Annotated in this window: 19 protein-coding genes; 10 read left to right on the top strand and 9 right to left on the bottom strand. The window is 38.9% G+C overall.

Annotated elements, in window-relative coordinates; genetic code table 11:
* Nucleotides 1–2 precede the first annotated feature (2 nt).
* The 6 genes from cysQ to BFP75_RS21065 form a co-directional block, all read right to left on the bottom strand.
* Nucleotides 3–821 carry a 3'(2'),5'-bisphosphate nucleotidase CysQ gene (gene cysQ, locus BFP75_RS21090; RefSeq protein ID WP_099547290.1) on the bottom strand — a complete coding sequence of 273 codons (819 nt, stop codon included), beginning with the start codon at nucleotides 819–821 and terminating at the stop codon, nucleotides 3–5.
* Between the two features lie 296 nt (nucleotides 822–1,117).
* Nucleotides 1,118–2,179 carry a peptidoglycan bridge formation glycyltransferase FemA/FemB family protein gene (locus tag BFP75_RS21085; RefSeq protein ID WP_165776653.1) on the bottom strand — a complete coding sequence of 354 codons (1,062 nt, stop codon included), beginning with the start codon at nucleotides 2,177–2,179 and terminating at the stop codon, nucleotides 1,118–1,120.
* 67 nt (nucleotides 2,180–2,246) lie between these two features.
* A complete protein-coding gene (locus tag BFP75_RS21080; RefSeq protein WP_099547288.1) occupies nucleotides 2,247–3,428 on the bottom strand; it encodes an acyl-CoA dehydrogenase family protein in 1,182 nt (393 codons plus the stop codon).
* Between the two features lie 274 nt (nucleotides 3,429–3,702).
* Nucleotides 3,703–4,977 (bottom strand): nucleotide sugar dehydrogenase, encoded by a 1,275-nt coding sequence (locus BFP75_RS21075; RefSeq protein ID WP_099547287.1) that lies wholly within the window; start codon nucleotides 4,975–4,977, stop codon nucleotides 3,703–3,705.
* A gap of 38 nt (nucleotides 4,978–5,015) precedes the next feature.
* The gene (locus tag BFP75_RS21070) at nucleotides 5,016–6,035 is read right to left on the bottom strand and encodes an NAD-dependent epimerase/dehydratase family protein (protein WP_099547286.1); all 1,020 of its coding nucleotides are present in this window, start codon (nucleotides 6,033–6,035) and stop codon (nucleotides 5,016–5,018) included.
* Nucleotides 6,032–7,429, bottom strand: coding sequence for a nucleotide sugar dehydrogenase (locus BFP75_RS21065; RefSeq protein WP_099547285.1), 1,398 nt, complete (start codon nucleotides 7,427–7,429; stop codon nucleotides 6,032–6,034). Before BFP75_RS21065 ends, BFP75_RS21070 begins: the two co-directional genes overlap by 4 nt.
* Before the next feature lie 368 nt (nucleotides 7,430–7,797).
* Here BFP75_RS21065 and BFP75_RS21060 point away from each other — a divergent pair, with 368 nt between their 5' ends.
* From BFP75_RS21060 to BFP75_RS21045, 4 genes are read left to right on the top strand one after another with little or no spacing between them, the layout of a single operon-like run.
* The gene (locus BFP75_RS21060; protein WP_099547284.1) at nucleotides 7,798–8,886 is read left to right on the top strand and encodes a DegT/DnrJ/EryC1/StrS family aminotransferase; all 1,089 of its coding nucleotides are present in this window, start codon (nucleotides 7,798–7,800) and stop codon (nucleotides 8,884–8,886) included.
* A complete protein-coding gene (locus BFP75_RS21055) occupies nucleotides 8,883–10,817 on the top strand; it encodes a polysaccharide biosynthesis protein (protein WP_099547283.1) in 1,935 nt (644 codons plus the stop codon). The genes BFP75_RS21060 and BFP75_RS21055 overlap by 4 nt, the downstream gene beginning before the upstream one ends.
* Nucleotides 10,818–10,870: 53 nt before the next feature.
* Nucleotides 10,871–11,647, top strand: coding sequence for a polysaccharide biosynthesis/export family protein (locus tag BFP75_RS21050; protein ID WP_099547282.1), 777 nt, complete (start codon nucleotides 10,871–10,873; stop codon nucleotides 11,645–11,647).
* Nucleotides 11,648–11,697: 50 nt separating this feature from the next.
* Nucleotides 11,698–14,061, top strand: a complete 2,364-nt coding sequence (locus BFP75_RS21045; RefSeq protein ID WP_099547281.1) for a GumC family protein — start codon at nucleotides 11,698–11,700, stop codon at nucleotides 14,059–14,061.
* A gap of 202 nt (nucleotides 14,062–14,263) precedes the next feature.
* Here BFP75_RS21045 and BFP75_RS21040 read toward each other — a convergent pair whose 3' ends face one another.
* Nucleotides 14,264–15,007: a tyrosine-protein phosphatase gene (locus BFP75_RS21040; protein WP_099547280.1), complete on the bottom strand. Its 744-nt coding sequence runs from the start codon at nucleotides 15,005–15,007 to the stop codon at nucleotides 14,264–14,266.
* Between the two features lie 474 nt (nucleotides 15,008–15,481).
* On the opposite strand from BFP75_RS21040, the gene BFP75_RS21035 reads away from it, so the two are divergent.
* The 4 genes from BFP75_RS21035 to BFP75_RS21020 all read left to right on the top strand — a co-directional run bounded on the left by BFP75_RS21035 (nucleotide 15,482) and on the right by BFP75_RS21020 (nucleotide 18,287).
* Nucleotides 15,482–17,053 carry a protein adenylyltransferase SelO gene (locus BFP75_RS21035; RefSeq protein ID WP_206073588.1) on the top strand — a complete coding sequence of 524 codons (1,572 nt, stop codon included), beginning with the start codon at nucleotides 15,482–15,484 and terminating at the stop codon, nucleotides 17,051–17,053.
* A 10-nt stretch (nucleotides 17,054–17,063) separates the two neighbouring features.
* Nucleotides 17,064–17,315, top strand: coding sequence for a peptide methionine sulfoxide reductase (locus BFP75_RS21030; RefSeq protein ID WP_099547279.1), 252 nt, complete (start codon nucleotides 17,064–17,066; stop codon nucleotides 17,313–17,315).
* A 108-nt stretch (nucleotides 17,316–17,423) separates the two neighbouring features.
* Entirely contained in the window at nucleotides 17,424–17,927 is a 504-nt protein-coding gene (msrA, locus tag BFP75_RS21025) for a peptide-methionine (S)-S-oxide reductase MsrA (protein WP_099547278.1), read from the top strand.
* Nucleotides 17,928–18,077: 150 nt separating this feature from the next.
* Nucleotides 18,078–18,287 (top strand): hypothetical protein, encoded by a 210-nt coding sequence (locus BFP75_RS21020; protein ID WP_240531863.1) that lies wholly within the window; start codon nucleotides 18,078–18,080, stop codon nucleotides 18,285–18,287.
* Nucleotides 18,288–18,306: 19 nt separating this feature from the next.
* Here BFP75_RS21020 and mnmE read toward each other — a convergent pair whose 3' ends face one another.
* A complete protein-coding gene (mnmE, locus tag BFP75_RS21015) occupies nucleotides 18,307–19,713 on the bottom strand; it encodes a tRNA uridine-5-carboxymethylaminomethyl(34) synthesis GTPase MnmE (protein ID WP_099547276.1) in 1,407 nt (468 codons plus the stop codon).
* A gap of 97 nt (nucleotides 19,714–19,810) precedes the next feature.
* On the opposite strand from mnmE, the gene BFP75_RS21010 reads away from it, so the two are divergent.
* Together BFP75_RS21010 and BFP75_RS21005 are read left to right on the top strand one after the other, a co-directional pair.
* A complete protein-coding gene (locus BFP75_RS21010; protein WP_123803519.1) occupies nucleotides 19,811–20,221 on the top strand; it encodes a hypothetical protein in 411 nt (136 codons plus the stop codon).
* 72 nt (nucleotides 20,222–20,293) lie between these two features.
* Nucleotides 20,294–20,659, top strand: coding sequence for a DUF4870 domain-containing protein (locus BFP75_RS21005; RefSeq protein ID WP_099547274.1), 366 nt, complete (start codon nucleotides 20,294–20,296; stop codon nucleotides 20,657–20,659).
* Between the two features lie 65 nt (nucleotides 20,660–20,724).
* On the opposite strand, the gene dnaN is transcribed toward BFP75_RS21005, so the two are convergent.
* Nucleotides 20,725–21,843, bottom strand: coding sequence for a DNA polymerase III subunit beta (dnaN, locus tag BFP75_RS21000; RefSeq protein WP_099547318.1), 1,119 nt, complete (start codon nucleotides 21,841–21,843; stop codon nucleotides 20,725–20,727).
* Between the last annotated feature and the right edge of the window lie 21 nt (nucleotides 21,844–21,864).

Raw genomic sequence — 21,864 nt, 5'->3', positions numbered from 1 at the left:
AATTATTTGGTTACCAAAAAGTAGGGGTTTAACAGGTTTTCCTTGTTATAAGGTAACTCTTCATTGGTTTCCTGTGAAATAACTTTTAACCCTGTTGCATTGCAAATTGCATGCCCAGCCGCAGTATCCCACTCCATTGTTGGGGCAAATCTTGGATAGACATCAGCTTTTCCTTCAGCAACTAGACAAAATTTTAAGGAACTTCCCTTTGAGACAATTTCCACATTTTTCACATCATTTTTTAATTTTGAAATGAATTCTTGGGTATCTTGGTTCATGTGGGATCGACTACCTACGACCCTAACAACTTCCTCATCCAATTTATTGCTGAAAATCCTGTCTTCATCCCGATAAAGTTCTTTTGAAAACATATGACTTTCATTTAAAATAGATTTGAAAGCAGCACCTTCGTTCACGTTGGCGTAGTATAACTCTCTTGAAACAGGAACATAGATAACACCAAGAATAGGTTTTCCAAAATGACATAGCGCAATGTTCACAGTAAACTCACCATTTCTTTTTATAAATTCTTTTGTACCGTCTAAAGGGTCTACAATCCAGCACGTATCCCAGTTTTTTCGTTCGCTAAAGTCCAAATTTTTATTTTCTTCGCTGATAATTGGGATATTTGTCCTTTCCAAATACTCGTTGATTATCCTATTGGCTGCTAAATCGGCCTCCGTTAAAGGAGAATTATTTTGCTTTAACTCAGAAGAGAAATTTGGTTTTTTATAAATTTCCATGATTTCTATTCCACCTGATACTGCTGCGTTTATAGCCGTTTTAAGATTATCGGTTAATGATTCCGTGATTTTTTCCATATCTATACAAAGATTATAAAATAACTTATGGGTTTGCAATTAATATTTGTTTTTAACGATGTACTATGCTTTTAACTCGATTTGTAGAAAGAAATTGCTAAAAAATGGATTTATTATTTACTCAAAAAATCTTGTACTAAACAAATTGTTTAAAATCTTCATCATTTATGACTATTGTAAAATTAAACTTGAATAAATTGTTATTTTGTTCTCTATAGTAGATTATAGAAAAATTTATGATGTGCCAAACTAATTCTCAATTGAAATTGAATCATTAAAATGATGCAATTTTCAGGTTATTTGGCTTCAGAAAATTCTGTAACATCGGCTCTATATGCCGGAAAATAGGAAATTTCATTCAGATTAATATCATCATACTTTGAAAAATGCTCTTCAATTAATATCTGGTAAGCTTCTTCATCGACAATATATTTCCAAAGTTTAAATTTCTTAAATGCTTTGGAAAACCCACTTTTAAAACGAAACAAGGAGTCCTCATTGCTGCCACCCCGTCCGCCACCAAGGTTCATGAACTCATACCCTTCTTCGGAGACCATAAGTCGCATTTCATCGATTATCAGTTTAATAGGGTTAAGCTCAAAAAAATCCTCATGAAGTCCAGATAAATGATATTGTACCATATTATCCTTTTTGACAAAAATTGCCCCAGCAATTATTTGTTGGGTCTCATTGTCCCTGCACACCATTAAGCAAGGTTCGTAGTCTTTACTGGCCATTAGGGCATCAAAATAGGGCTTATCAAAGTAATAACTCTCTGTTGCCTCAACCCGTTTCATGTTTTCGTGATAAAGATGGATAAAGGCATCCAATTCTTCCTCAGTGGTACCCATGGATACCGTACATACTTTACGAGCTTTATTTAAATAGGTTTTCAACCGGCGATTAAAACCAGCCCGCTGCACATCTATGGGTAAGGATAATTCCAAATAAACAACCATGCCCTGGTCGGATATACTCCCCAAGCCTTCCAATATTTCATCTTGATATTCCATAAAGGGATGTAACCTCGAGAAAACAGAAATAATCTGGTTGTCCTTAAAAAAATTGTGAAGTGTTTTCTGAAACATGTCCCGATCAAAGTTTTCGAGAGGTATGTTAGTCAAAACACCCGCATACCCATAAACAGATATCGCATCTTTAAACACTGTCCCTTCTATTTTTCTTAAAAGTAAGGGTAAGAGCAATACACCCTCCTTTGTAGAATATTTAATAAGTATGGGTTCCTCTCCTTGGTTTTTAGAAAAATGATGGTAATCGTAGGAAAAATAAAAATCCGTATGATTAATGGTGTTCAAAGCACCTACCCAATCTATTTTATCCTTTAGTATTTCAATCATATCGATTTTTAAAATTTTGATATCTTTTTTAAAAACTAGCTGCCAAATAGGGTTTAATAGCATTTATTTAGATACCAAACATTGCCGCAGTGGGTTTAAGTCCTGCATAGGCCATACCGGCTTGGTTCATCCAATGCGGTTGCACAATGCCGTGTTGTAGTACGGCATGGATATCCCTATGGATTCGCTCTATTCTATATTTAGTATAGAGGGATGATGTTCCGGCAACGGCAAATAGTTCAGTAATCATGGCCCTTGAAGCGGAGGCCGCTTCACAAGATGCCGACCAGATATCAGCTAAAAGTTCATCGGAAAAAGACTCGCCATTTACAGATGCCTGCCAAAGCGCGTCTACTGCACGGTGGAGTTCTATCCTATGAGCCTTTAAAATAGTATTTCCCTTTGCCAATGCGGCCTGAACCGTTGGTCTATCCCTCAAATCTGGGTTTTTGCCAGGAGTTACACGTTCAAGGCACATTTGGGTAAGTTCGTCCAGTGCACCGCGTAATAGGCCTAAGGACATAGCGGCGTTCCCGGAAGCATTGATACATCCAATAGGTAATCTACTGTAGGGCGTTTTTAAAGGTACATCATCTTCAAAACCAACGGCTAAATTTTCCGGTACAAAGGTTTCTTCCACTTCAATATCATGACTACCGGTTCCCCTCAATCCACCTACACTCCATGTGTCAATAATCTTTACCTGTTTTTTAGGTAGAAAAACGAGTTTTAAGACCGCACCGGGACCTAGGGTTACCGGATTTTCATCTGAGGTAACCAAACAACGCAAAACAAACCAATCTGCTAATTCGCATCCGGATACCAAAGTCCAACGTCCAGAAACCATATAGCCCCCTGCCACTTTCTTGGCAAATCCTTCCGGTCTGGTAGAATTGGCATAGACATGCATAGGATTGCCATATACGGCTTTCATGTCCTCCTTATTCAAATATCTACCAAAAGTACAGGCCAAATGGTTGTTCCAAGTGATCCAAGCCACCGATGCTTCAGCACTGCTTAAGAGCTCATATACATTTAATGTTTCTACAGGATTGTCTTCGATACCTCCCAAGAATTTGGGAAGGGCCATTCTAAAAAGACCCTGTTCGGCCAGTTTTTCAACAATAGGACTAGCAAGCTTTCTGGATTTTTCGGTTTCTTCCCTAAGCTCTAGGGCAATTGGATATACCTTTTCTGCGGCTGCTAAGGGTTTGGTTGAGGTTCTAGGTAAGGTGGAAGTGTTGTTCATTTTTGAAATATAATTTTTTATTAATGCGAATACCTTTAGAAATACGAATTAAAGTTATAAAAGCAATATTTTTTTCTTACCGATTTCCCGCATTTCACTTGTTAAAGATAACAACCATAACGGTCTACGGCAGTTAATATTGGTTTAAATGTCAGAAAAACTTGATAAAATGATGTGAAGGAGAATAGTGGATACCTAATTTTTTTAACTCTATATATCGGTTCGTTGCATTTTCAACCCTAAGTCATAACTCTAGGCTCTAAAGTAAAAGCTTTTAAAGCCTTGCGGTATAACCATCCTTCAATTTACCCTTAATATCGTATACCAGTGTTTTTTCATGTTTAAAAGGGGAGAGGTCGCTTTCGAGAAATTCTTTGTGTGCAACCGCCAGAATTAAAAGATCAAATGTTTCTTCTGGTACGACTTGTGTGGTGTTTAGTCCGTATTCATTGTATACTTCCTCTGGATTAGCCCATGGATCATAAATAGTAGTCTCTACCCTGTATTCGTTTAAATGCTTGATCATATCCACTACTTTTGTGTTTCTAATGTCCGGACAGTCTTCCTTAAAAGTTATCCCCATAATCAATACTTTAGCATCTTTCACTTGTAGGTCGTGCTTTAACATCAGCTTAATAATTTGAGAGCTAACGTATTCTCCCATACCATCATTAATACGTCTACCGGCTAAAATTAAATCTGGGTTGTAGCCATTTTCTTGGGCTTTCTGGGCCAAATAATAAGGATCCACACCAATACAGTGGCCACCGACCAATCCCGGCTTAAATGGCAGGAAATTCCATTTGGTACCGGCTGCAGCGAGAACATCATTCGTATCAATTCCCAACAAGTAGAAAATTTTGGCCAGTTCATTCATAAAGGCGATATTAATATCCCTTTGGGTGTTTTCAATGACCTTGGAAGCTTCAGCTACCTTTATGGTTGGTGCCAAATGCGTACCTGCCGATATGACCGAAGCGTACAAATCATCTACTTTTCGCGCAATTTCTGGGGTGGAACCCGATGTAACTTTTAGAATTTTTTCTACTGTATGATGTTTGTCCCCTGGATTAATACGTTCAGGAGAATATCCCGCAAAAAAATCGCTATTGAAAACAAGGCCGCTGGATTTCTCCAGTTCCGGAATGCATATTTCCTCTGTGGCTCCTGGGTATACTGTAGATTCATAAATTACAACATCCCCTTTTTTCAATACTTTTCCAACGGTTTCACTGGCCTTGATTAGAGGGGTAAACACAGGACGTTTGGTATCATCTACCGGTGTTGGGACGGTAACTATATACACCGTGCAATCCTCTAGATCTTTTATTTCCGTGGTACATATAAGACCTATAACTTTAGACTTGTTCTTTGAGGTCAGTACACTTTCCAAATCCATATCCGTTAGTTCAAGTGTAGTGTCCTTTCCAGCATTGATTTCTTCTACACGTTTAGGATTGATATCAAAACCCACTACGGAGTATTTTCTGGCGAACAATGCCCCTAAGGGTAGGCCAACATAGCCCAATCCTATAATACCAATTTTCATAAGCTCCAATGTTGTTTGGTTTGCAATGATAGAATAACTTAGTGGTATGCAGTATACCAATCAATAAATTTTTTAACCCCAATATTCAAATCAATTTTAGGGGTGTAACCGTAGTTCTTTTGAAGTGCTTCCGTATTGGCCCAAGTTGTATATACATCCCCGTCTTGCATGGGCAACATATTGATTCTAGCCTTCTTGTTTAGATGTTGTCCGATTGTGTTGACGAAATCCATAAGGTTTACAGGCTTTCCCCTTCCAATATTGTAGATTGCGGCATTGGTTTTAAGTTCTTTGCTCGGTTTAAAGCCTTCCTGGACAATTAAGTTCAAACCTCTTACAATATCGTCAATATAGGTAAAGTCCCGTGATAAATCGCCATTATTAAAAATGGGAATGGGCCTGCCCTCCAAAATAGATTTTGTAAAGGTGTAGTAGGCCATATCAGGGCGCCCCCAAGGCCCATATACAGTAAAGAAACGAAGCCCCGTTGTAGGAATGGCAAATAAGTGGCTATAGGTATAGGCGAAAAGTTCATTGCTTTTTTTGGTGGCAGCATAAAGACTTATCGGATAATCAACACGATCATCAGTTTCAAAAGGAACTTTTTTGTTCAGACCATATACACTTGAGCTACTCGCATAAATTAAATGTTTTATAGCATAGTGGCGACAGCATTCTAAAATATTCAAGAAACCCACCATATTGCTATCCATATAGGCTTCGGGGTTTTCCAAGCTGTAGCGCACACCGGCTTGCGCGGCTAAGTTACAAACCACATCAAACTTTTCCTTCTTGAACAATTTTGGAAGCTCTATACGATTTTCCAAACTCATACGAATAAATGAAAAATTGGAAAAAGTACTGCTTTGGGAAATTACGCCCCATGGTTCGGCTTTGCTTTGGTCAACACCCAACTCAGCCATTCGTGCATATTTTAGATGAACATCATAGTAGTCGTTGATATTGTCCAAACCAACTACAATATATCCACTATCCAAAAGGGACTTAACTAGGTGAAAACCAATGAATCCCGACGCTCCGGTTACTAAAATTTTCATGCTTCTCCAATTTTATAATAGTTGAATCCAATTTGCCTCATTTTTTGGGTGTCCAAAATACGCCTACCGTCAAATACAAAGGCAGGCTTTAACATAAGTTCATAAATTTTAGTCCAATCATAAGACTTAAATTCATCCCATTCTGTTACAACTGCAATGGCATGGGCTTCCCTACTAGCTTCTGTAGGGTCGGAAACAACTTTTAAGAGGGCCCTATTTTCTGCTGGAGAACGGGTTTCTAAATAATCCAAATCGGCATAAATTCTATCCTCACTAACTTTGGGGTCATAGATGACAAGTTCCGCACGTTCTTCCATTAAAGCATCGGCTACATGGATAGCTGCCGATTCACGCGTATCGTTAGTATCCTTTTTAAAGGCCCAACCATATAATACAATTTTTTTGCCGGAAACCGTGTTGTACAAGGTTTGAATAATGTGATTGGCGAATCGCCGTTTTTGGAAGTCGTTCATCATAACAACGTGCTCCCAATAGTCGGCCACTTCCTTTAATCCAAAACTTCGTGCGATATAAACCAAGTTTAAGATGTCCTTTTGAAAACAAGACCCTCCAAAACCTACGGAGGCATTCAAAAACTTAGGCCCAATTCTACTATCGAAACCAATTGCCCTGGAAATTTCAGCAATATTGGCATCCGTTTTTTCGCAAAGAGCGGAAATGGAGTTAATGGAAGAAACCCGTTGGGCCAAAAAGGCATTCGCGACCAATTTGGAAAGCTCCGAGGACCATACATTGGTTTGTAAAATACGTTCTTTAGGCAGCCAGTTTTCATAAATTTTACTCAGGGCGTTTTTGGCAGCTTTTCCAGTAGGGGTGTCATCACCGCCTATTAAAACCCTATCGGCATTTAATAGGTCATCAATTGCGGTTCCCTCGGCCAAGAATTCGGGATTGGACAAAATTTCAAAAGCAACACCGTTGCCGGTATGGTCCAGTATATTTTTAATGGCCTCGGCCGTGCGTACCGGTAAGGTAGATTTTTCAACCACAATCTTGTCCTCCTTCGCCACCTTGGCAATATTGCGAGCACAGAGTTCCACAAATTTTAAGTCTGCCGCCTGCCCTTTTCCTTTTCCGTAGGTTTTTGTAGGGGTATTTACCGAGATAAATATCATTTGGGCCTCGTCAATGGCCTTGTCAACCTCGGTGGAAAAAAAGAGGTTCTTTCCCCTGCTCTCCCGTACTATTTCCTTTAAACCGGGTTCATAAATGGGCAAATTGTCCAAGTTTGGGGTATTCCATTGAGCAATTCGATCTTCGTTGATATCTACCACAGTGACCACGATATGAGGGCATTTATTGGCAATAACGGACATGGTGGGACCTCCAACATAGCCCGCGCCTATACAACATATTTTGGTAATCTTTTTCATCTGTTACTATTTATTTGTTTTAACTTAGTTTGATGTGATTCACCTTTAATCATCCTGATTAATACCAAGATTTTTTGGTTTCTTAAATATTATCTGTAATTAGAATTAAAAGTGCAAAGATGATCAATTAAACAGTGAATGGAAAGCATGTTTTATTATTAAAGATTAAAACCCTTTTTGCTTCGGTAAAATGAAATCATGGTTATCTTTAACCGATCATTTTCAGGTCTTAGACGAATATTAGTCTTAATTCTATGGATTGAGCACTTAATATGGTTAATTTTGATCCTATATTTATATCCCTAAATTAAACAACCATTTTGAAAACTACAGAAGTACCTACAAAGATTTGGCTTTCCTCCCCGCACATGGGCGGTAATGAGTTAAACTATATACATGAGGCTTTTGATACTAATTGGGTCGCTCCTTTGGGCCCCAATGTTAACGCTTTTGAAAAAGCCATTGAGGTTGAATTGGGCCAGGGGGTATATGCCGCAGCCTTAAGTTCTGGAACTGGAGCCATTCATCTGGGACTGAAGCTTTTGGGAGTAGGTGTTGGGGATGAAGTAATATGTCAGAGTTTTACCTTTTCGGCCTCTGCCAATCCTATAATGTACCTCGGTGCAAAACCTATTTTTGTAGATAGCGAAACGGACACTTGGAACATTCACCCTGAATTATTGCGAAAAGCTATTGAAAATCGTATTAAAAATTATAAAAAGCCCAAAGCCATCATAGCCGTTCACTTATACGGTATGCCCTATAAAATAGAGGCGGTTAGGGCAATTGCCGATGAGTTTCAGATACCTATTTTGGAGGATAGTGCAGAGGCTCTTGGGAGTTCCTATAAAGGGATTTCCTGTGGTACCTTTGGTAATATTGGTATACTTTCCTTTAATGGCAATAAGATAATAACAACTTCCGGTGGGGGAGCACTCGTATCCAAAGATAAAGAAATAAGGGACAAAGCCATATTTTTGGCGACCCAGGCCAGGGACGATGCCCCGCACTACCAACATAGCCATGTGGGTTACAATTACAGAATGAGTAACGTGCTCGCAGGAATTGGAAGAGGGCAAATGGAAGTTCTTGGTGACAGGGTGAAAGCGCGAAGGAAAAATCATGATTTCTACGTTCAGGCCTTAGAAGGCTGTTTAGATATCCATTTTTTGTTCGAACCAAAGGATTATTTTTCCAATAGATGGTTAAGTTGTATATTAACTTCCAGTTATGATATGCGGGAAATGTTGAGAAACGCATTATTGGAAGAAAATATTGAATCCAGACCCTTATGGAAACCCCTTCATTTACAGCCCATATTTAGCACATGTGAGCAATTTTTGGATGGTACTTCCGAGGACTTGTTTAACAGGGGATTATGTTTACCTAGTGGGTCCAATTTGGAACAAAAAGATTTGGAGCGGGTTGTCGCTACCATTAAAAATGTTTTATCATGATTCAAAAGTACATTACCTATAATGCCGAACGATACGCTTCCAAGTGGTTGGTCTTGGCCATAGATCTTTTTACGGTTGCGTTTGCGTTTGTATTGTCCTATCTTATTCGGTTTAACCTAACCCTGGATTTTGAAGTTTCCAATCTTTTGTTCCAATTGCCATTGGTACTGCTAACTTCCCTTGTTTCCTTTTTGATGGTGGGTTCTTTTAAAGGAGTTGTAAGACACACTGGGGTGCGTGATGTATATAACATATTTAACGCCGTTTGCCTATCAAGCATATTGGTTATTTTCATAGTGCTCAGCAATAGGTTATACGGGGTTTTGGATTTGTTTACCATACCACTTTCAATAATAATCATCAACAGTCTTATAACCTTTATAGGTCTTACTGCATCCCGTTTTGTTTTTAAGTCCATCTATAATGGAATGCATCAGGGCAATAAGGCAATAAAGAATGTTTTGATTTATGGTGCTGGCGATTCCGGTGTTTTAACCCATGGTGCCATTACAAGTCATGCGCAAAGCGAATACAGGGTCGTTGGGTATATTGACAGGGATGTAAAGAAAATTGGAAAAAAAATTAACGGAGTCCCCGTTTATGCTCGAAGAACCCTGACCGAAGATTTTATTGCGAAAAATAATATTTCCGAAATTATTTTTTCCATACAGAATATTGATTCCCTAAAATTAAGAAAAACCGTAGAGGGTCTTGTTGATTACCCGATAGTCGTAAAGATTGTTCCCCCTATAGAGGATTGGATCAATGGTGAGCTAAAAGTATCACAGATAAAACAGGTTCAAATTGAAGATTTGCTAGATCGTGCTCCAATTCAAATAAAAAATAGTAAGATAGAGGTTGCCCTTTTGAATAAAACTATCCTCGTAACCGGGGGAGCCGGTTCCATTGGTAGCGAAATTGTGCGTCAAATCTGTAATTATGGCTACAATTCACTCCTTGTAGTAGACCAAGCTGAATCCGCACTCTACGATTTGCAACAAGAATTGAAGCAGAACGGATTTCATAATTTTATACCCATTGTAGGTGATATTAGGGACAAGAACAGGATGAACCAATTGTTCGAGGAGTATAAACCAAACTTGGTCTTTCATGCTGCCGCCTATAAACATGTTCCATTAATGGAATACAACGCTTATGAAGCTATAAAGATTAATATTGCAGGAACTAAGACTATTGTAGATTTATCCTTGATCCATGGCGTTGAAAAATTTGTCTTCGTTTCGACGGATAAAGCCGTCAACCCAACCAATGTAATGGGGGCAAGCAAGCGTATTGCAGAAATGTACATAAGTTGTATGCAACAGGAGGGCACAACCAAATTCATTACCACACGTTTTGGGAATGTTTTGGGATCTAATGGATCGGTTATACCCCTCTTTAGAAAACAGATTGAAAAAGGAGGGCCATTAACCCTTACACATAAGGATATCACACGCTATTTTATGACCATACCGGAAGCTTCTCAATTGGTTTTAGAAGCTGGGGCCATGGGCGAAGGCGGGGAAATATTTATCTTTGATATGGGTGAGTCCGTAAAAATTTATGATTTGGCAAAGAACATGATTAAATTATCCGGATTGCGTTATCCAGAGGATATAGATATTAAAATCACGGGGTTAAGACCTGGTGAAAAATTGTATGAAGAGCTTTTGGCCAATGGTGAGAATACGTTGCCTACCTATCACGATAAAATAAAGATAAGTAAGGTTAGGGAAATTGATTACCGAAGAGTGCGTTCTAAAATCGATGAACTTTGTATTACGAATATGTTTTTCAACGGCAATACCGTGAAATTGATGAAAGAAATTGTACCTGAATATATCTCTCAAAATTCAAAATTATGTGATCTAGATTCAAAAGAAAAAAATGATGAAATAACTTCTCGTCAATTAAAAGTTGTTAAATTCTAATTCCTATTCCTATTCTAAAAAGTTAATTATCTTTCAAAATTATTTCCAAAAATATGATACTCAAACAAAATTCAATATTTTACAGGTTGTTAATTTTCTTGTTGTTTGTTTTTTTTATTTCCTGTGCTTCTAAGAAGGACGTAGTATATTTTCAAGGTATTGGGGACTATGAAACTAAGGTAAGTGAGAATTCTCATTTGCAGACTTTTAAAGTGGATGATCTTATAGAAATACATGTTTCAACATTGGATATGGATGCAAGTATGCCATTTAATTTATTTAGCGGTACGAGGGAAAACGGAATAAATCCTCAAAAGATAGATTATATAGTGAATAAAAGCGGCGAAATAGATTTCCCAGTAATTGGTAGTGTTAAGGTGGTAGGCTTGACTCCTCAAGAGACAAAGAAATTGCTAAAGGATAGATTAACTCCATATTTGAAAGATCCAATAATTAATATACGACTTAAGAATTTTACAGTAACGGTTTTAGGGCAAGTAAATTCACCAGGTACTTATCCTGTTGTTGGGGAACAAATAACAATTCTGGAAGCTCTAGGTTTGGCCAAAGATTTAACGATTAAGGGTAAACGGGATAATGTATTAGTCATTCGTGATTTTAATGGAACTAAAATATACCATAGGATAGATTTAACTAAAAAGGACGCTTTAGATTCCCCAGTTTATTATTTAACTCAGAATGATGTTATTTATGTAGAGCCTAATAAATCAGCAGTAACTTCTTCTGCTTTGGACAATAGGGCATCAATTTGGGTATCCATCGGTACTACTCTTATTACTTCTACAATTTTACTTATTACTAGATTATAGCAATAAAGTTTGCATAAGTCAATTTTCAATTTAATTCAATATCTTAATTTATGAATGAAGATAATTTTGGAGATTTATTAAAAGTTTATACCAAGAGATGGAAGTGGTTTCTACTCGGTGTGGTTATGAGCATTTTTTTTGCAATACTATATCTTAGATATGCAACAGAAGAATATCAAGCTCAAGCCAAAATTCATATTATAGAAGAGCAGAATGCCTCTTCCGAACTAGCAGCATTTAATGACCTTCAAATATTAGGTAAGGGAGGAAAAAATAGAGTTGAAGATGAAATTGAAATACTTAATTCTCGATCTAATTTTATTGAGGTAGTAAAAATCTTAAAATTAAATGTTAAGTTCAAAGTTGTTGGTAATCTGAAAAGTTCGGAAATCTATAAAGTGAGGCCTTTTAATTTAAATTTCACTCAAAACGATTCCTTAATAAATCAGGAAGAGTTTACTTTTTTTATTGAACCAATTGACAAAACTAACTTTGGTTTTACACTTTCTGAAGACGAACCTATTCAAAATTTCACTTATGGAGAAAATATTAATACACCATATGGTGACTTAATAGTCACACCAAATGAACAAATACTCTCTGGCTATTTGGATAAAAAAATTTCAATTGATTTTATTCCAGTTTTTAAAGTTGCGGAATCATATCAATCAAAAACAATTATCCAGCCCGCTGGAGATTTGTCTAATCTTATAACTATATCATTGACAGACCCAATTCCTAGGAAGGCAATTGACATTCTCAATGAATTGGTTTCTGTCTACAATATGAATGCAATTGAAGATAAGAAAATTATTGCCGATAGAACCTCCAATTTTATAAATGAGCGGATTTTGGATATTTCGTCCGAACTGAGTTCCGTAGATCAGGATGCCCAAGAATTTAAAACAGAAAAGGGTATCACCGATTTAGCCAATGAATCCAATATTGCTTTGAATATGAGTGCTGCTAATCGTCAAGAATTGGATAATGCAAAAACTCAGTTAAATATTGCTAGTGGTATGCGAGAATACTTATCTGATGAAAGTGGATTTGAAGTCCTTCCTGCTAATGTAGGACTTAGTGATCAGAGTATTGCAAGTGCTACAGCAAAATATAATGAGTTGGCGTTAGAACGTAAGCGATTACTTAAAAGTGCTGATGCACAGAATCCCATTATAGTTAATTTGGATGAACAACTCTCTGGTCTTAAGGAAACAATACAATCTAGTTTGTCAGGTGTTGAAAGAAACCTTGGTTTACAGGTTAATAACTTGTCGGGACAATTGTCCCGTATTAACTCTAAAATATATGCCGCCCCTAGTACTTCTAGACAATTACGGGATATTGAAAGACAGCAACAAACAACAGAATCCTTATTTCTTTATTTGTTACAGAAAAGAGAAGAGTCACAGATTTCACTTGCATCTAGTTCTCCAAAATCTAAAGTCATCGATCAAGCCCATTTACAACAATTGGAGCCTGTTAAACCCAAGAAAATCATTACCTATCTAGCATCCATAATTTTAGGTCTTCTAGTTCCCTTTGGCTTAATTTATGCCAAGGATCTTTTGGATAATAAAATACATAATAAGCATAGTCTTGAGGATATTACCAAAGATGTACCGGTATTGGGGGAATTACCAAAACTAGGAAAAAGAGACGCCAAATTAATCACAAAGGATGATCGCTCCGTACTGGCGGAGTCGCTTCGAATTTTTAGAACCAATTTAGATTATCTTATAAAATCCAAAAAAGAAGGAATACAAGGTAAAAACAATAAGGTTTTTATTACTTCGAGTGTACCCGGGGAAGGAAAAACATTTATTTCTACCAATTTGGCGATGATTTTGGCTAGCACCCATAAAAAGGTATTGTTAATTGGCGCGGACATACGAAACCCTAAGTTCTATTCTTTTTTTACCGGAGATTCCGTTGATAAAATGAAAAGCGGTGCAGGCAAGAACAAGGATGCAGGTCTCACCGAGTTTATTTTCAATGATAAAATTGAGGTAAAGGATATTATCAATCCAATGTTGGTACACCACAATACTATAGATGTCATTTATTCCGGTAAAATACCTCCCAACCCCGCTGAATTATTAATGAGCCCGAGGGTAGAGGAACTTTTTGATTATGTGTCAGGTATGTACGATTATGTCATTGTAGACACCGCACCGCTGATGGTTGTGAGCGATACACTTTTGATTACTCCGTATGCAGACCATCTTGTGTATGTTACACGAGCTGGGGTTACCGAAACAAAGGCGGTTGAATTTCCACTTCAATTGCTTGAGGAAGGAAAACTGAAAAACCTATCTTTTGTCGTAAACGATGTTAGTTTGGACAACTTGGGATATGGCGGAAAATATGGCTATGGCTATAGCAAAACCACTAAGAAGTGGTGGAAATTTTAAGTAGGGGAATTCAGAAATAAATCTTGCCCCTGCAATCAAGGGTGTCCACACCCATTAATTTAAAAAAAGAACCCCGTTTTTAGGTCAAGACCTAAAAACGGGGTTCTTTTTTTATTGAAACTTGAAACTTGAAACTTGAAACTTGGAATATTAAAATCTCGAAGGATATTTCCCTTTCACCTAAAATGTCCTAGCGTACCTATTAACTTCTAAAATTGTAGGTTGTCCTTTCGATGATAGGAAGCAATGAATCTATGACGGACTGCTTTAGCTCCATTTCCTTTAAGGCACTTAATTGTTTGAGGTTATGGATGTCCGTCGCAATAAAATCCAAGAGGTTGTTGTTCAATAGGGACAAGGCCGTTTTTTGGACCTCTTTGCCGTAATACCCAGATACCGACAAGATATTCAATTGCAGTAGCATACCCTTCTTTTTGAACTCTTCAAAGGACTTTAGCTTTCCGTGAAGGAAATTATAGCGTTCCGGATGGGCCAAAATAGGGTAGAGGCTCTTTTCGGAGATTTTTTCCACCATATCGAATAGATTCAAGGAAGGTTGCAAATAGGACATTTCTATGAGGACATAGCTTTCTGCAAGTGGCATGAAGCGGTTTTCTTCCAATTTCCCTTCAAAGCCCGAATCGATCATATGTTCCGCAGCAGCTTCTACACGAACGTGGTTTAAATCGTTCGCTTTTAGACCCTGCTGCAACTGGGCCAAGGAATTCTTGATGGTGTCCGGCGTATTGGGATAGTAGTTTTCCATGATATGGGGCGTACAGATAAAATCCGTCACACCAAATTCTTTGAAACCGGTAATAAGGGCCAGTGAATCCTCGACCGTTTTTGCGCCGTCGTCAATACCTGGCAGAATGTGATTGTGAATATCCACGAATCCTTCCAAACGGTCTATCAAAAAGTGCTTCTTTGTAAAAAAACTGAACATCTGATTGGTTAAGGGATTTTTTTAGTTCGAAAATACCGAAATATGTATTTTTTAAAAATAGCGGGCTGATTCTTTTGATGATGTGAAGATATTTCATTTCTATGGGTAAGTACAAAGAATCCCCAAGAATTTTAAAATTGTATTCAAACCATAGTAATTCCAATTCCTTATTTTATAGGGTAAAGGTATATTCTATAAAGAAGTATTGCTTTAAGTATCGTTTCAATTTAAAATATTACATTGGGAAAGCGTACCATTTGTTGTTAAATCATTAGCTGGACTTTTGAGTCATGGATATATGCTGCCACCATTTTTAATCGGCTCATTTATAAACGCATCGTATTTTTCGATGGAATTCAAAAACCAAAATCTGTTACTATAATTTATTTTATCGGTATTAATCAAAACAGGAATACTTTTCGGATATATTAGCCAACCTTGGTATTTTTGGTGTATCAAGGAACTGAGGTAACTATGATGGATATAAAACTGAAAATTATCGATAGGTTCAATAAGGAACTTCCTGCCGATACTAGAACGGATACTGCGCGGCGTCAGGTTACGGAAGCTTGTTTTTCATTTGTAAAGCCAAAGGTGCCCAGTAACCCTTCTTTGGTACATGTTAGTCCGGAAATGCTTACTATCCTGGGATTGGATACCACCATTGCAACCTTGGAAAAATTTCTAAATGTATTTTCAGGAGCTGAAATACTTACAAGCACGCAACCCTATGCCATGTGCTATGGGGGGCATCAATTTGGCAATTGGGCCGGCCAGTTAGGCGATGGAAGGGCCATCAATCTCTGCGAAGTTGAACATCTCCAAAAGAACTGGACCTTACAACTGAAGGGCGCGGGGGAAACTCCATACTCTAGATCGGCCGATGGCCTGGCCGTACTTAGGTCCTCCATTAGGGAATATCTCTGTAGCGAGGCCATGCACCATTTGGGGATTCCCACCACTAGGGCCTTGTCCCTCATGCTGAGTGGAGACATGGTCCTGAGGGATATGCTTTACGATGGCAACCCTGAAAACGAGAAAGGTGCCATAGTTTGTCGTGTAGCGGAATCGTTTATCCGGTTTGGGAATTTCGAAATATTTACAGCTAGAGGTGATGTTAAAACTCTCAAAAAACTGGTAGATTTTACCATTGAACATCATTTTCCGCACTTGGGTGCTCCTTCAAAGGAAACCTATCTCAGATTCTTTCAAGAAGTGGCGCACCGAAGTCTCGCCATGGTGGTCCATTGGCAACGCGTAGGTTTTGTGCATGGGGTTATGAACACTGATAATATGTCCATCCTAGGACTTACCATCGACTACGGTCCATACGGATGGTTGGAGGGGTATGACCACGGGTGGACGCCCAATACCACAGACCGTACCCATAAGCGATACCGCTTTGGCGCACAACCTCAGATCGTATTGTGGAACCTTTTGCAATTGGCAAATGCGCTGTATCCCCTAATCGACGAGGCAGAACCTTTGGAGAAAATTTTAATGGAATATAAGGAGGCGTATCCAAAAGCCTACCAAGCCATGATGCTGAAAAAATTAGGCCTTAAAACCCAGCAGCAGGAGGATTTTGGTTTAATTACCGATTTGGAGGCCGTTTTACAGGTTTCTGAAACCGATATGACCATTTTTTTCAGGTATTTGGCGAACTATAAAAAGGATGGAAGTATCCCCGGAATCGAAGTTGTACAGGAAGCCTTTTATTTTCCCGATGAAATCCAGGGCAAGGTACAGGAACAATGGGAACAATGGTTCTTGAACTATAGCAACCGGCTGCAGCAAGAAGCATTGACCGATGTCCAAAGAAAGGGTGGAATGAATAAGGTGAACCCGAAATATGTGTTGCGTAACTATATGGCCCAAATGGCCATCGATGCAGCGGATACGGGGGATTATACCTTGGTTGACGAGTTGTTTCAATTGCTCAAAAAGCCCTATGATGAGCAACCTGAAAGGGAAAAATGGTTCGCCAAAAGACCTGATTGGGCCCGACACAAGGCCGGTTGTTCCATGCTCTCATGCAGTTCCTAAAATACATGATATGAATTTTCAAAAATTTCCGGAGGGCTATTCCGAAGGAATGTATAAAGGCAAAAAATATGGTATAAGTAAGAGTACCTTCAATCAGGGAAAATCCTTTAAATTATTTGCCGAGGAATTGGGAGGAAGCGATTATATAAGTCTCAATTACTATATGACAAAAGAAAAGGAGTTATTGAAACCTTGTGAAATGTCCGCAGCAAAGGTCGTGGATTTTATTAATATGGTAAAGCCCATGGACCCAAAAGGATAGGGAAGTGGCTACACGTTTTCAATTTGACCAAAAATAATTGGAAGACTAAAATTTACAGATGGGCCGTATCTTTGTAAATATCTATTTACAATAGCTATTAAAAAGTCTATGAAGGAGTATAAAAAAGCATATATAGCGGGAGGATGTTTTTGGGGCATGGAGGACATTTTCAGACGGCGACCCGGGGTAGTGGATACCGAGGTGGGCTATCAAGGTGGTGAGAACGAAAACCCGACCTATCATAATCATCCGGGACATGCGGAGGGTATAGAGATTACCTACGATCCACAAAAAACTTCGTTTAAGGAGTTGTTGGATTTTTTCTTTCGGATGCATGACCCCACCTCCGTAGACCGCCAAGGGAACGATAGGGGTTCCAGTTACCGGTCGGCTATTTTCTATCAAAACGAGGAGGAAAGGGTAGAAGCTGAGGAAGTTATCCAGGTGGTGAACCAATCGGGGAAATGGCCATCCAAAGTGGTAACTACCTTGGAACCATGGACCACCTTTTGGCCTGCCGAAGACTATCATCAAGATTACTTAGTGAAAAACCCCAATGGTTATACCTGCCATTTTGTTAGGTTCGACGATAGCGAGTCGTTTTTGAGATAGCGACAATAGGAGCGGATTCAATGAAAATCGGTTGAAAGGGTCCTTTTTATTAGCGTAGTGGTTGAGTCATCGGAAATTCTAATTCTATTATGTGGATAATTACGGGAAAGTGATTATTTTTACTTTCAAAGTATTCGACATCACCTAATTGTGAAATGTACCGGACCTAACTTTGTGCTGCTTACTGAATCAGGCTCCTATTTCGTGGAGTATCTTCTAGGCGAATTGGTGCTTTCACCTTCCATAGCAGAAGCCTGGATTTTCAACGACCCTGATATTGCCAGAAAATTTCAGAACAAGTTGTTCGACACATTCAAACTGTATACCTCGGTCAATAGCTTTATTGATATCGACAATTAGTGCAAGCCGGTTTTTGCCTTTATTTACCGATGCAAAAATTCGCAAAAATATTTCCCAAAAGCTCATCATTGGTAACTTCCCCGGTTATTTCCCCTAAGTGGTATAGGGTTTCCTTTACGTCTATGGCCATAAGGTCACTGGTAAGTTCTTCCGATAGGCCCATTTGGACTTTTTCAATGGAATCCAAAGCTCTTAAAAGGGAATCATAATGGCGACTGTTGGTTACAATGGTCTCGTTGTTTCTTAGGGCTCCCGTATTTACAAATTTCAATAGTTGATTTTGTATTTCTTCAATACCTTTTCCAGTTTTCGCCGAAATGAAATGGGCATCCCCCAAGGTTTCCTGTATCCATTCTTTTGCTTCGTCCCTAAGGAGGTCCGATTTATTGATCAACAGCAAAAAAGGTTTCTCCGGATGTTTGCTCCTGATTTTTTCTGCCTCGGTCTGTATTTGTTTGAGTTTTTCATCTAAGGAAGTACCAGAATTTAAAGTACTTCCGTCCGCCAGTAGAATAACGACCTGTGATTGTTCAATTTTTTCAAATGTCTTTTTTATGCCGATGCTTTCCACGATATCATCGGTTTCCCTGATACCGGCCGTATCTATAAACCGAAAACCAATACCCCCAATGGTAATTTCGTCTTCAATGCTGTCCCTCGTAGTACCTGCTATTTCCGATACAATTGCACGATCTTCGTTTAAAAGTGCGTTCAAAAGTGTGGATTTGCCCACATTGGGTTCGCCAACAATCGCCACGGGAATACCATTTTTGATGACATTGCCCACTGCAAAAGAATTGATAAGCCTCTTCAATACTTCTTGAATCCGACTGACCAAGGATTTAAATTGGGTGCGATCGGCGAATTCTACATCCTCTTCTGCAAAGTCCAGCTCCAGTTCTATCAAGGAAGCAAAGTTCAACAGTTGTTCCCTCAACTTCTGAATTTCGTTACTGAACCCGCCCCGCATTTGTTGCATGGCGATTTGATGATTGGCCTCATTGTCCGAAGCGATCAAATCGGCTACGGCCTCCGCTTGGCTCAAATCCATTTTGCCATTTAAAAAAGCCTGTAGTGTAAACTCTCCGGCTTTGGCCATTCGGCAGCCATTCCTTAAAAAAAGTTGTATGATTTCCTGCTGTATGTACGGGGACCCATGACACGATATTTCCGCAACGTTTTCACCTGTGTATGAGTGTGGGCCCTTGAAAATAGTGACCAAGACTTCATCTAGGATTTTATCGCCGTCCACTATTTGGCCCAAATGAACGGTATGGGTTTTTTGGACCTCCAGATTTTTCCCGTGTATGGATTTAAAAAGTTTGGAGGTGATGGCTATGGCATCGATTCCTGAAACCCTTATAATAGCAATCGCTCCCGCCCCAGAAGCGGTTGCCAGTGCCACAATGGTCTCGTCTCTATTCATGCTGCAAAAATAATCATTTCAAAAGTAGTCATCCGCTTATTTTCAAATGACGTTATTTATTTTTAAATTCCATACAAAGCAATAAATGACTACAAAAATGAAATTTAGTTTTACATATCTTTTATTACTCTTGGTATCCTGTTTTTCCCTATCCGCCCAAGAAGTAACAACATCTACCGAAACCGTTTTGGAAAAGGAGCGGGAAAAGGAATTAAAGGAAGTTAAGCGAGAGGTCGATAAAAGGGAAAAAAAGGAGAAAAAGGAAGCACGTCTTGAAAAGGAGGCGGAAGAAGCGGAAAAGCTAAAGAAAAAAATAGCATCCACGGAAAAGAGTATTGCAAAAATGGAAAGGCAGTTAACTTCCATTCAGGGAAAAATGGAAAAGGACATCCAAAAAGGGAAGCTCTCCCCAAATGATATCGAAAAACTGAACAAGAAAATAGAAAAGTTGAATACGAATCTCCTGAAGGAGGGCAAAAAATTGGAAAAGTTGGAACGGAAGAAATAGGGACATGGTTTGTAACAAATCCACTTTTTTAGCGTCTTATAGGTACTTATTCATCATAAAATCAATCAAAAAATGGAAGTAGTAAATCAAAATATAGCTTTAAGGGAGGATAGAAACCTTTTGGTGGTCGCACATCTTAGTCAGTATCTGGATTATATCACAGGTTTTGGCGGACTCATTGTTCCTTTGGTATTGTGGTTAAGCACAAAGGATTCCGTCATTGGAATGAACGAACATGGTAAGGCCATTATCAATCTGCAGCTCAGCCTGATACTTTATGTCATCATTGGAATACCAGCTATTTTACTTTTAGGGGCCGGCATCTTACTGTTGGTTTTTGCTGGAATCCTTTCTTTTGTAATGCCGCTAGTAAATGCGGTCAAGGCTTCCAATGGCGAAGGGCCAAGCCATTTTGGGACGATTCGGTTTATATCGTAAAAGGATTTAAAATAGAAAAAGGGGAGCCAATTTGGCTCCCCTTTTTCTATTTTTTGTGTGTCGAGTTAATTGTTCAGCATGACGGGCATTACCAACATGGTCACATTTTCACCTTCGTCCAAACCGTCTATGGGCGTTAGAATCCCAGCGCGATTTGGTAGGCTCATCTCAAGAGAGACCTCGTCAGATCCCAAGTTGTTCAACATTTCAACAAGGAATCTGGAGTTGAAGCCGATCTGCATATCATCTCCCTGATAGGAACATGTCAATCGTTCCTCAGCCTTGTTGGAATAATCCAGGTCCTCCGCGGAAATGTTCAATTCCGCCCCGGCAATCTTCAGCCTAATTTGATATGTTGTTTTATTGGAAAATATCGAGACCCTTTTCACCGAGCTTAAAAACTGGTTCCTTGCAATGGTCAATTTGTTTGGATTTTCCTTTGGGATTACCGCCTCGTAATTGGGGTATTTTCCATCAATCAATCGGCAAATGAGCTCCGTATCGTCAAAAGTGAATTTTGCATTACTGTCATTATATTCGATCAATACGTCTGACTCGCTACCTGCCAAAATTCCCTTTAAAAGTGTCAGGGGTTTTTTGGGCATAATGAATTCAGCAACTTCCGAGGCCGAAACATCTTCCCTTTGATACTTTACCAATTTGTGGGCATCGGTAGCGACAAAAGTCAAATTATCTGGAGAAAACTGAAAAAATACCCCGCTCATTACCGGACGCAAATCATCGTTTCCTGCGGCAAATATGGTTTTATTGATGGCCGTTGCCAGAATATCGCCCAGTAAAGTTGTTGCGCTGGGACTTGAAAGTTCCACAGCTTTTGGGAACTCGGCCCCATCGGCATAGGCCAAGGCATATTTACCATGGTTTGAGCTAATTTCTACAGTATTGTTATCGGCCACAATAAAAGTCAAAGGCTGTTCCGGAAACGTCTTCAAGGTATCCAATAACAATCTAGCGGGAACGGCAATGGTACCCTCGTTGTCAGAATCCACATTCAAAACAGAGCTCATGGTAGTCTCCAAGTCTGAGGCGGACACCGTAAGTTTGTCTTTATTCAAATCGAACAGGAAATTATCCAAAATAGGAAGGGTGTTGCTATTGTTAATAACACCGCCCAATATTTGAAGCTGTTTTAATAAATACGTACTGGAGACAATAAATTTCATTGGTCGTTCTATGTTTTGTTT

Source organism: Maribacter sp. 4G9, assembly GCF_002742265.1.
Classification (GTDB): domain Bacteria; phylum Bacteroidota; class Bacteroidia; order Flavobacteriales; family Flavobacteriaceae; genus Maribacter.
This window is presented reverse-complemented; position numbering and strand designations above follow the sequence as displayed.

What these genes read in the sequence shown, in the direction of transcription:
- BFP75_RS21065 (WP_099547285.1), bottom strand. Translation starts at nt 7,429, where the DNA reads ATGAAAAAGATTACCAAAATATGTTGTATAGGCGCGGGCTATGTTGGA.
- BFP75_RS21075 (WP_099547287.1), bottom strand. Translation starts at nt 4,977, where the DNA reads ATGAAAATTGGTATTATAGGATTGGGCTATGTTGGCCTACCCTTAGGG.
- BFP75_RS21050 (WP_099547282.1), top strand. Translation starts at nt 10,871, where the DNA reads ATGATACTCAAACAAAATTCAATATTTTACAGGTTGTTAATTTTCTTG.
- BFP75_RS21055 (WP_099547283.1), top strand. Translation starts at nt 8,883, where the DNA reads ATGATTCAAAAGTACATTACCTATAATGCCGAACGATACGCTTCCAAG.
- BFP75_RS21080 (WP_099547288.1), bottom strand. Translation starts at nt 3,428, where the DNA reads ATGAACAACACTTCCACCTTACCTAGAACCTCAACCAAACCCTTAGCA.
- BFP75_RS21085 (WP_165776653.1), bottom strand. Translation starts at nt 2,179, where the DNA reads ATGATTGAAATACTAAAGGATAAAATAGATTGGGTAGGTGCTTTGAAC.
- dnaN (WP_099547318.1), bottom strand. Translation starts at nt 21,843, where the DNA reads ATGAAATTTATTGTCTCCAGTACGTATTTATTAAAACAGCTTCAAATA.
- BFP75_RS21035 (WP_206073588.1), top strand. Translation starts at nt 15,482, where the DNA reads ATGATGGATATAAAACTGAAAATTATCGATAGGTTCAATAAGGAACTT.
- BFP75_RS21010 (WP_123803519.1), top strand. Translation starts at nt 19,811, where the DNA reads ATGAAATTTAGTTTTACATATCTTTTATTACTCTTGGTATCCTGTTTT.
- BFP75_RS21060 (WP_099547284.1), top strand. Translation starts at nt 7,798, where the DNA reads ATGGGCGGTAATGAGTTAAACTATATACATGAGGCTTTTGATACTAAT.
- BFP75_RS21070 (WP_099547286.1), bottom strand. Translation starts at nt 6,035, where the DNA reads ATGAAAATTTTAGTAACCGGAGCGTCGGGATTCATTGGTTTTCACCTA.
- cysQ (WP_099547290.1), bottom strand. Translation starts at nt 821, where the DNA reads ATGGAAAAAATCACGGAATCATTAACCGATAATCTTAAAACGGCTATA.
- BFP75_RS21045 (WP_099547281.1), top strand. Translation starts at nt 11,698, where the DNA reads ATGAATGAAGATAATTTTGGAGATTTATTAAAAGTTTATACCAAGAGA.
- BFP75_RS21040 (WP_099547280.1), bottom strand. Translation starts at nt 15,007, where the DNA reads ATGTTCAGTTTTTTTACAAAGAAGCACTTTTTGATAGACCGTTTGGAA.
- mnmE (WP_099547276.1), bottom strand. Translation starts at nt 19,713, where the DNA reads ATGAATAGAGACGAGACCATTGTGGCACTGGCAACCGCTTCTGGGGCG.
- BFP75_RS21030 (WP_099547279.1), top strand. Translation starts at nt 17,064, where the DNA reads ATGAATTTTCAAAAATTTCCGGAGGGCTATTCCGAAGGAATGTATAAA.
- BFP75_RS21005 (WP_099547274.1), top strand. Translation starts at nt 20,294, where the DNA reads ATGGAAGTAGTAAATCAAAATATAGCTTTAAGGGAGGATAGAAACCTT.
- msrA (WP_099547278.1), top strand. Translation starts at nt 17,424, where the DNA reads ATGAAGGAGTATAAAAAAGCATATATAGCGGGAGGATGTTTTTGGGGC.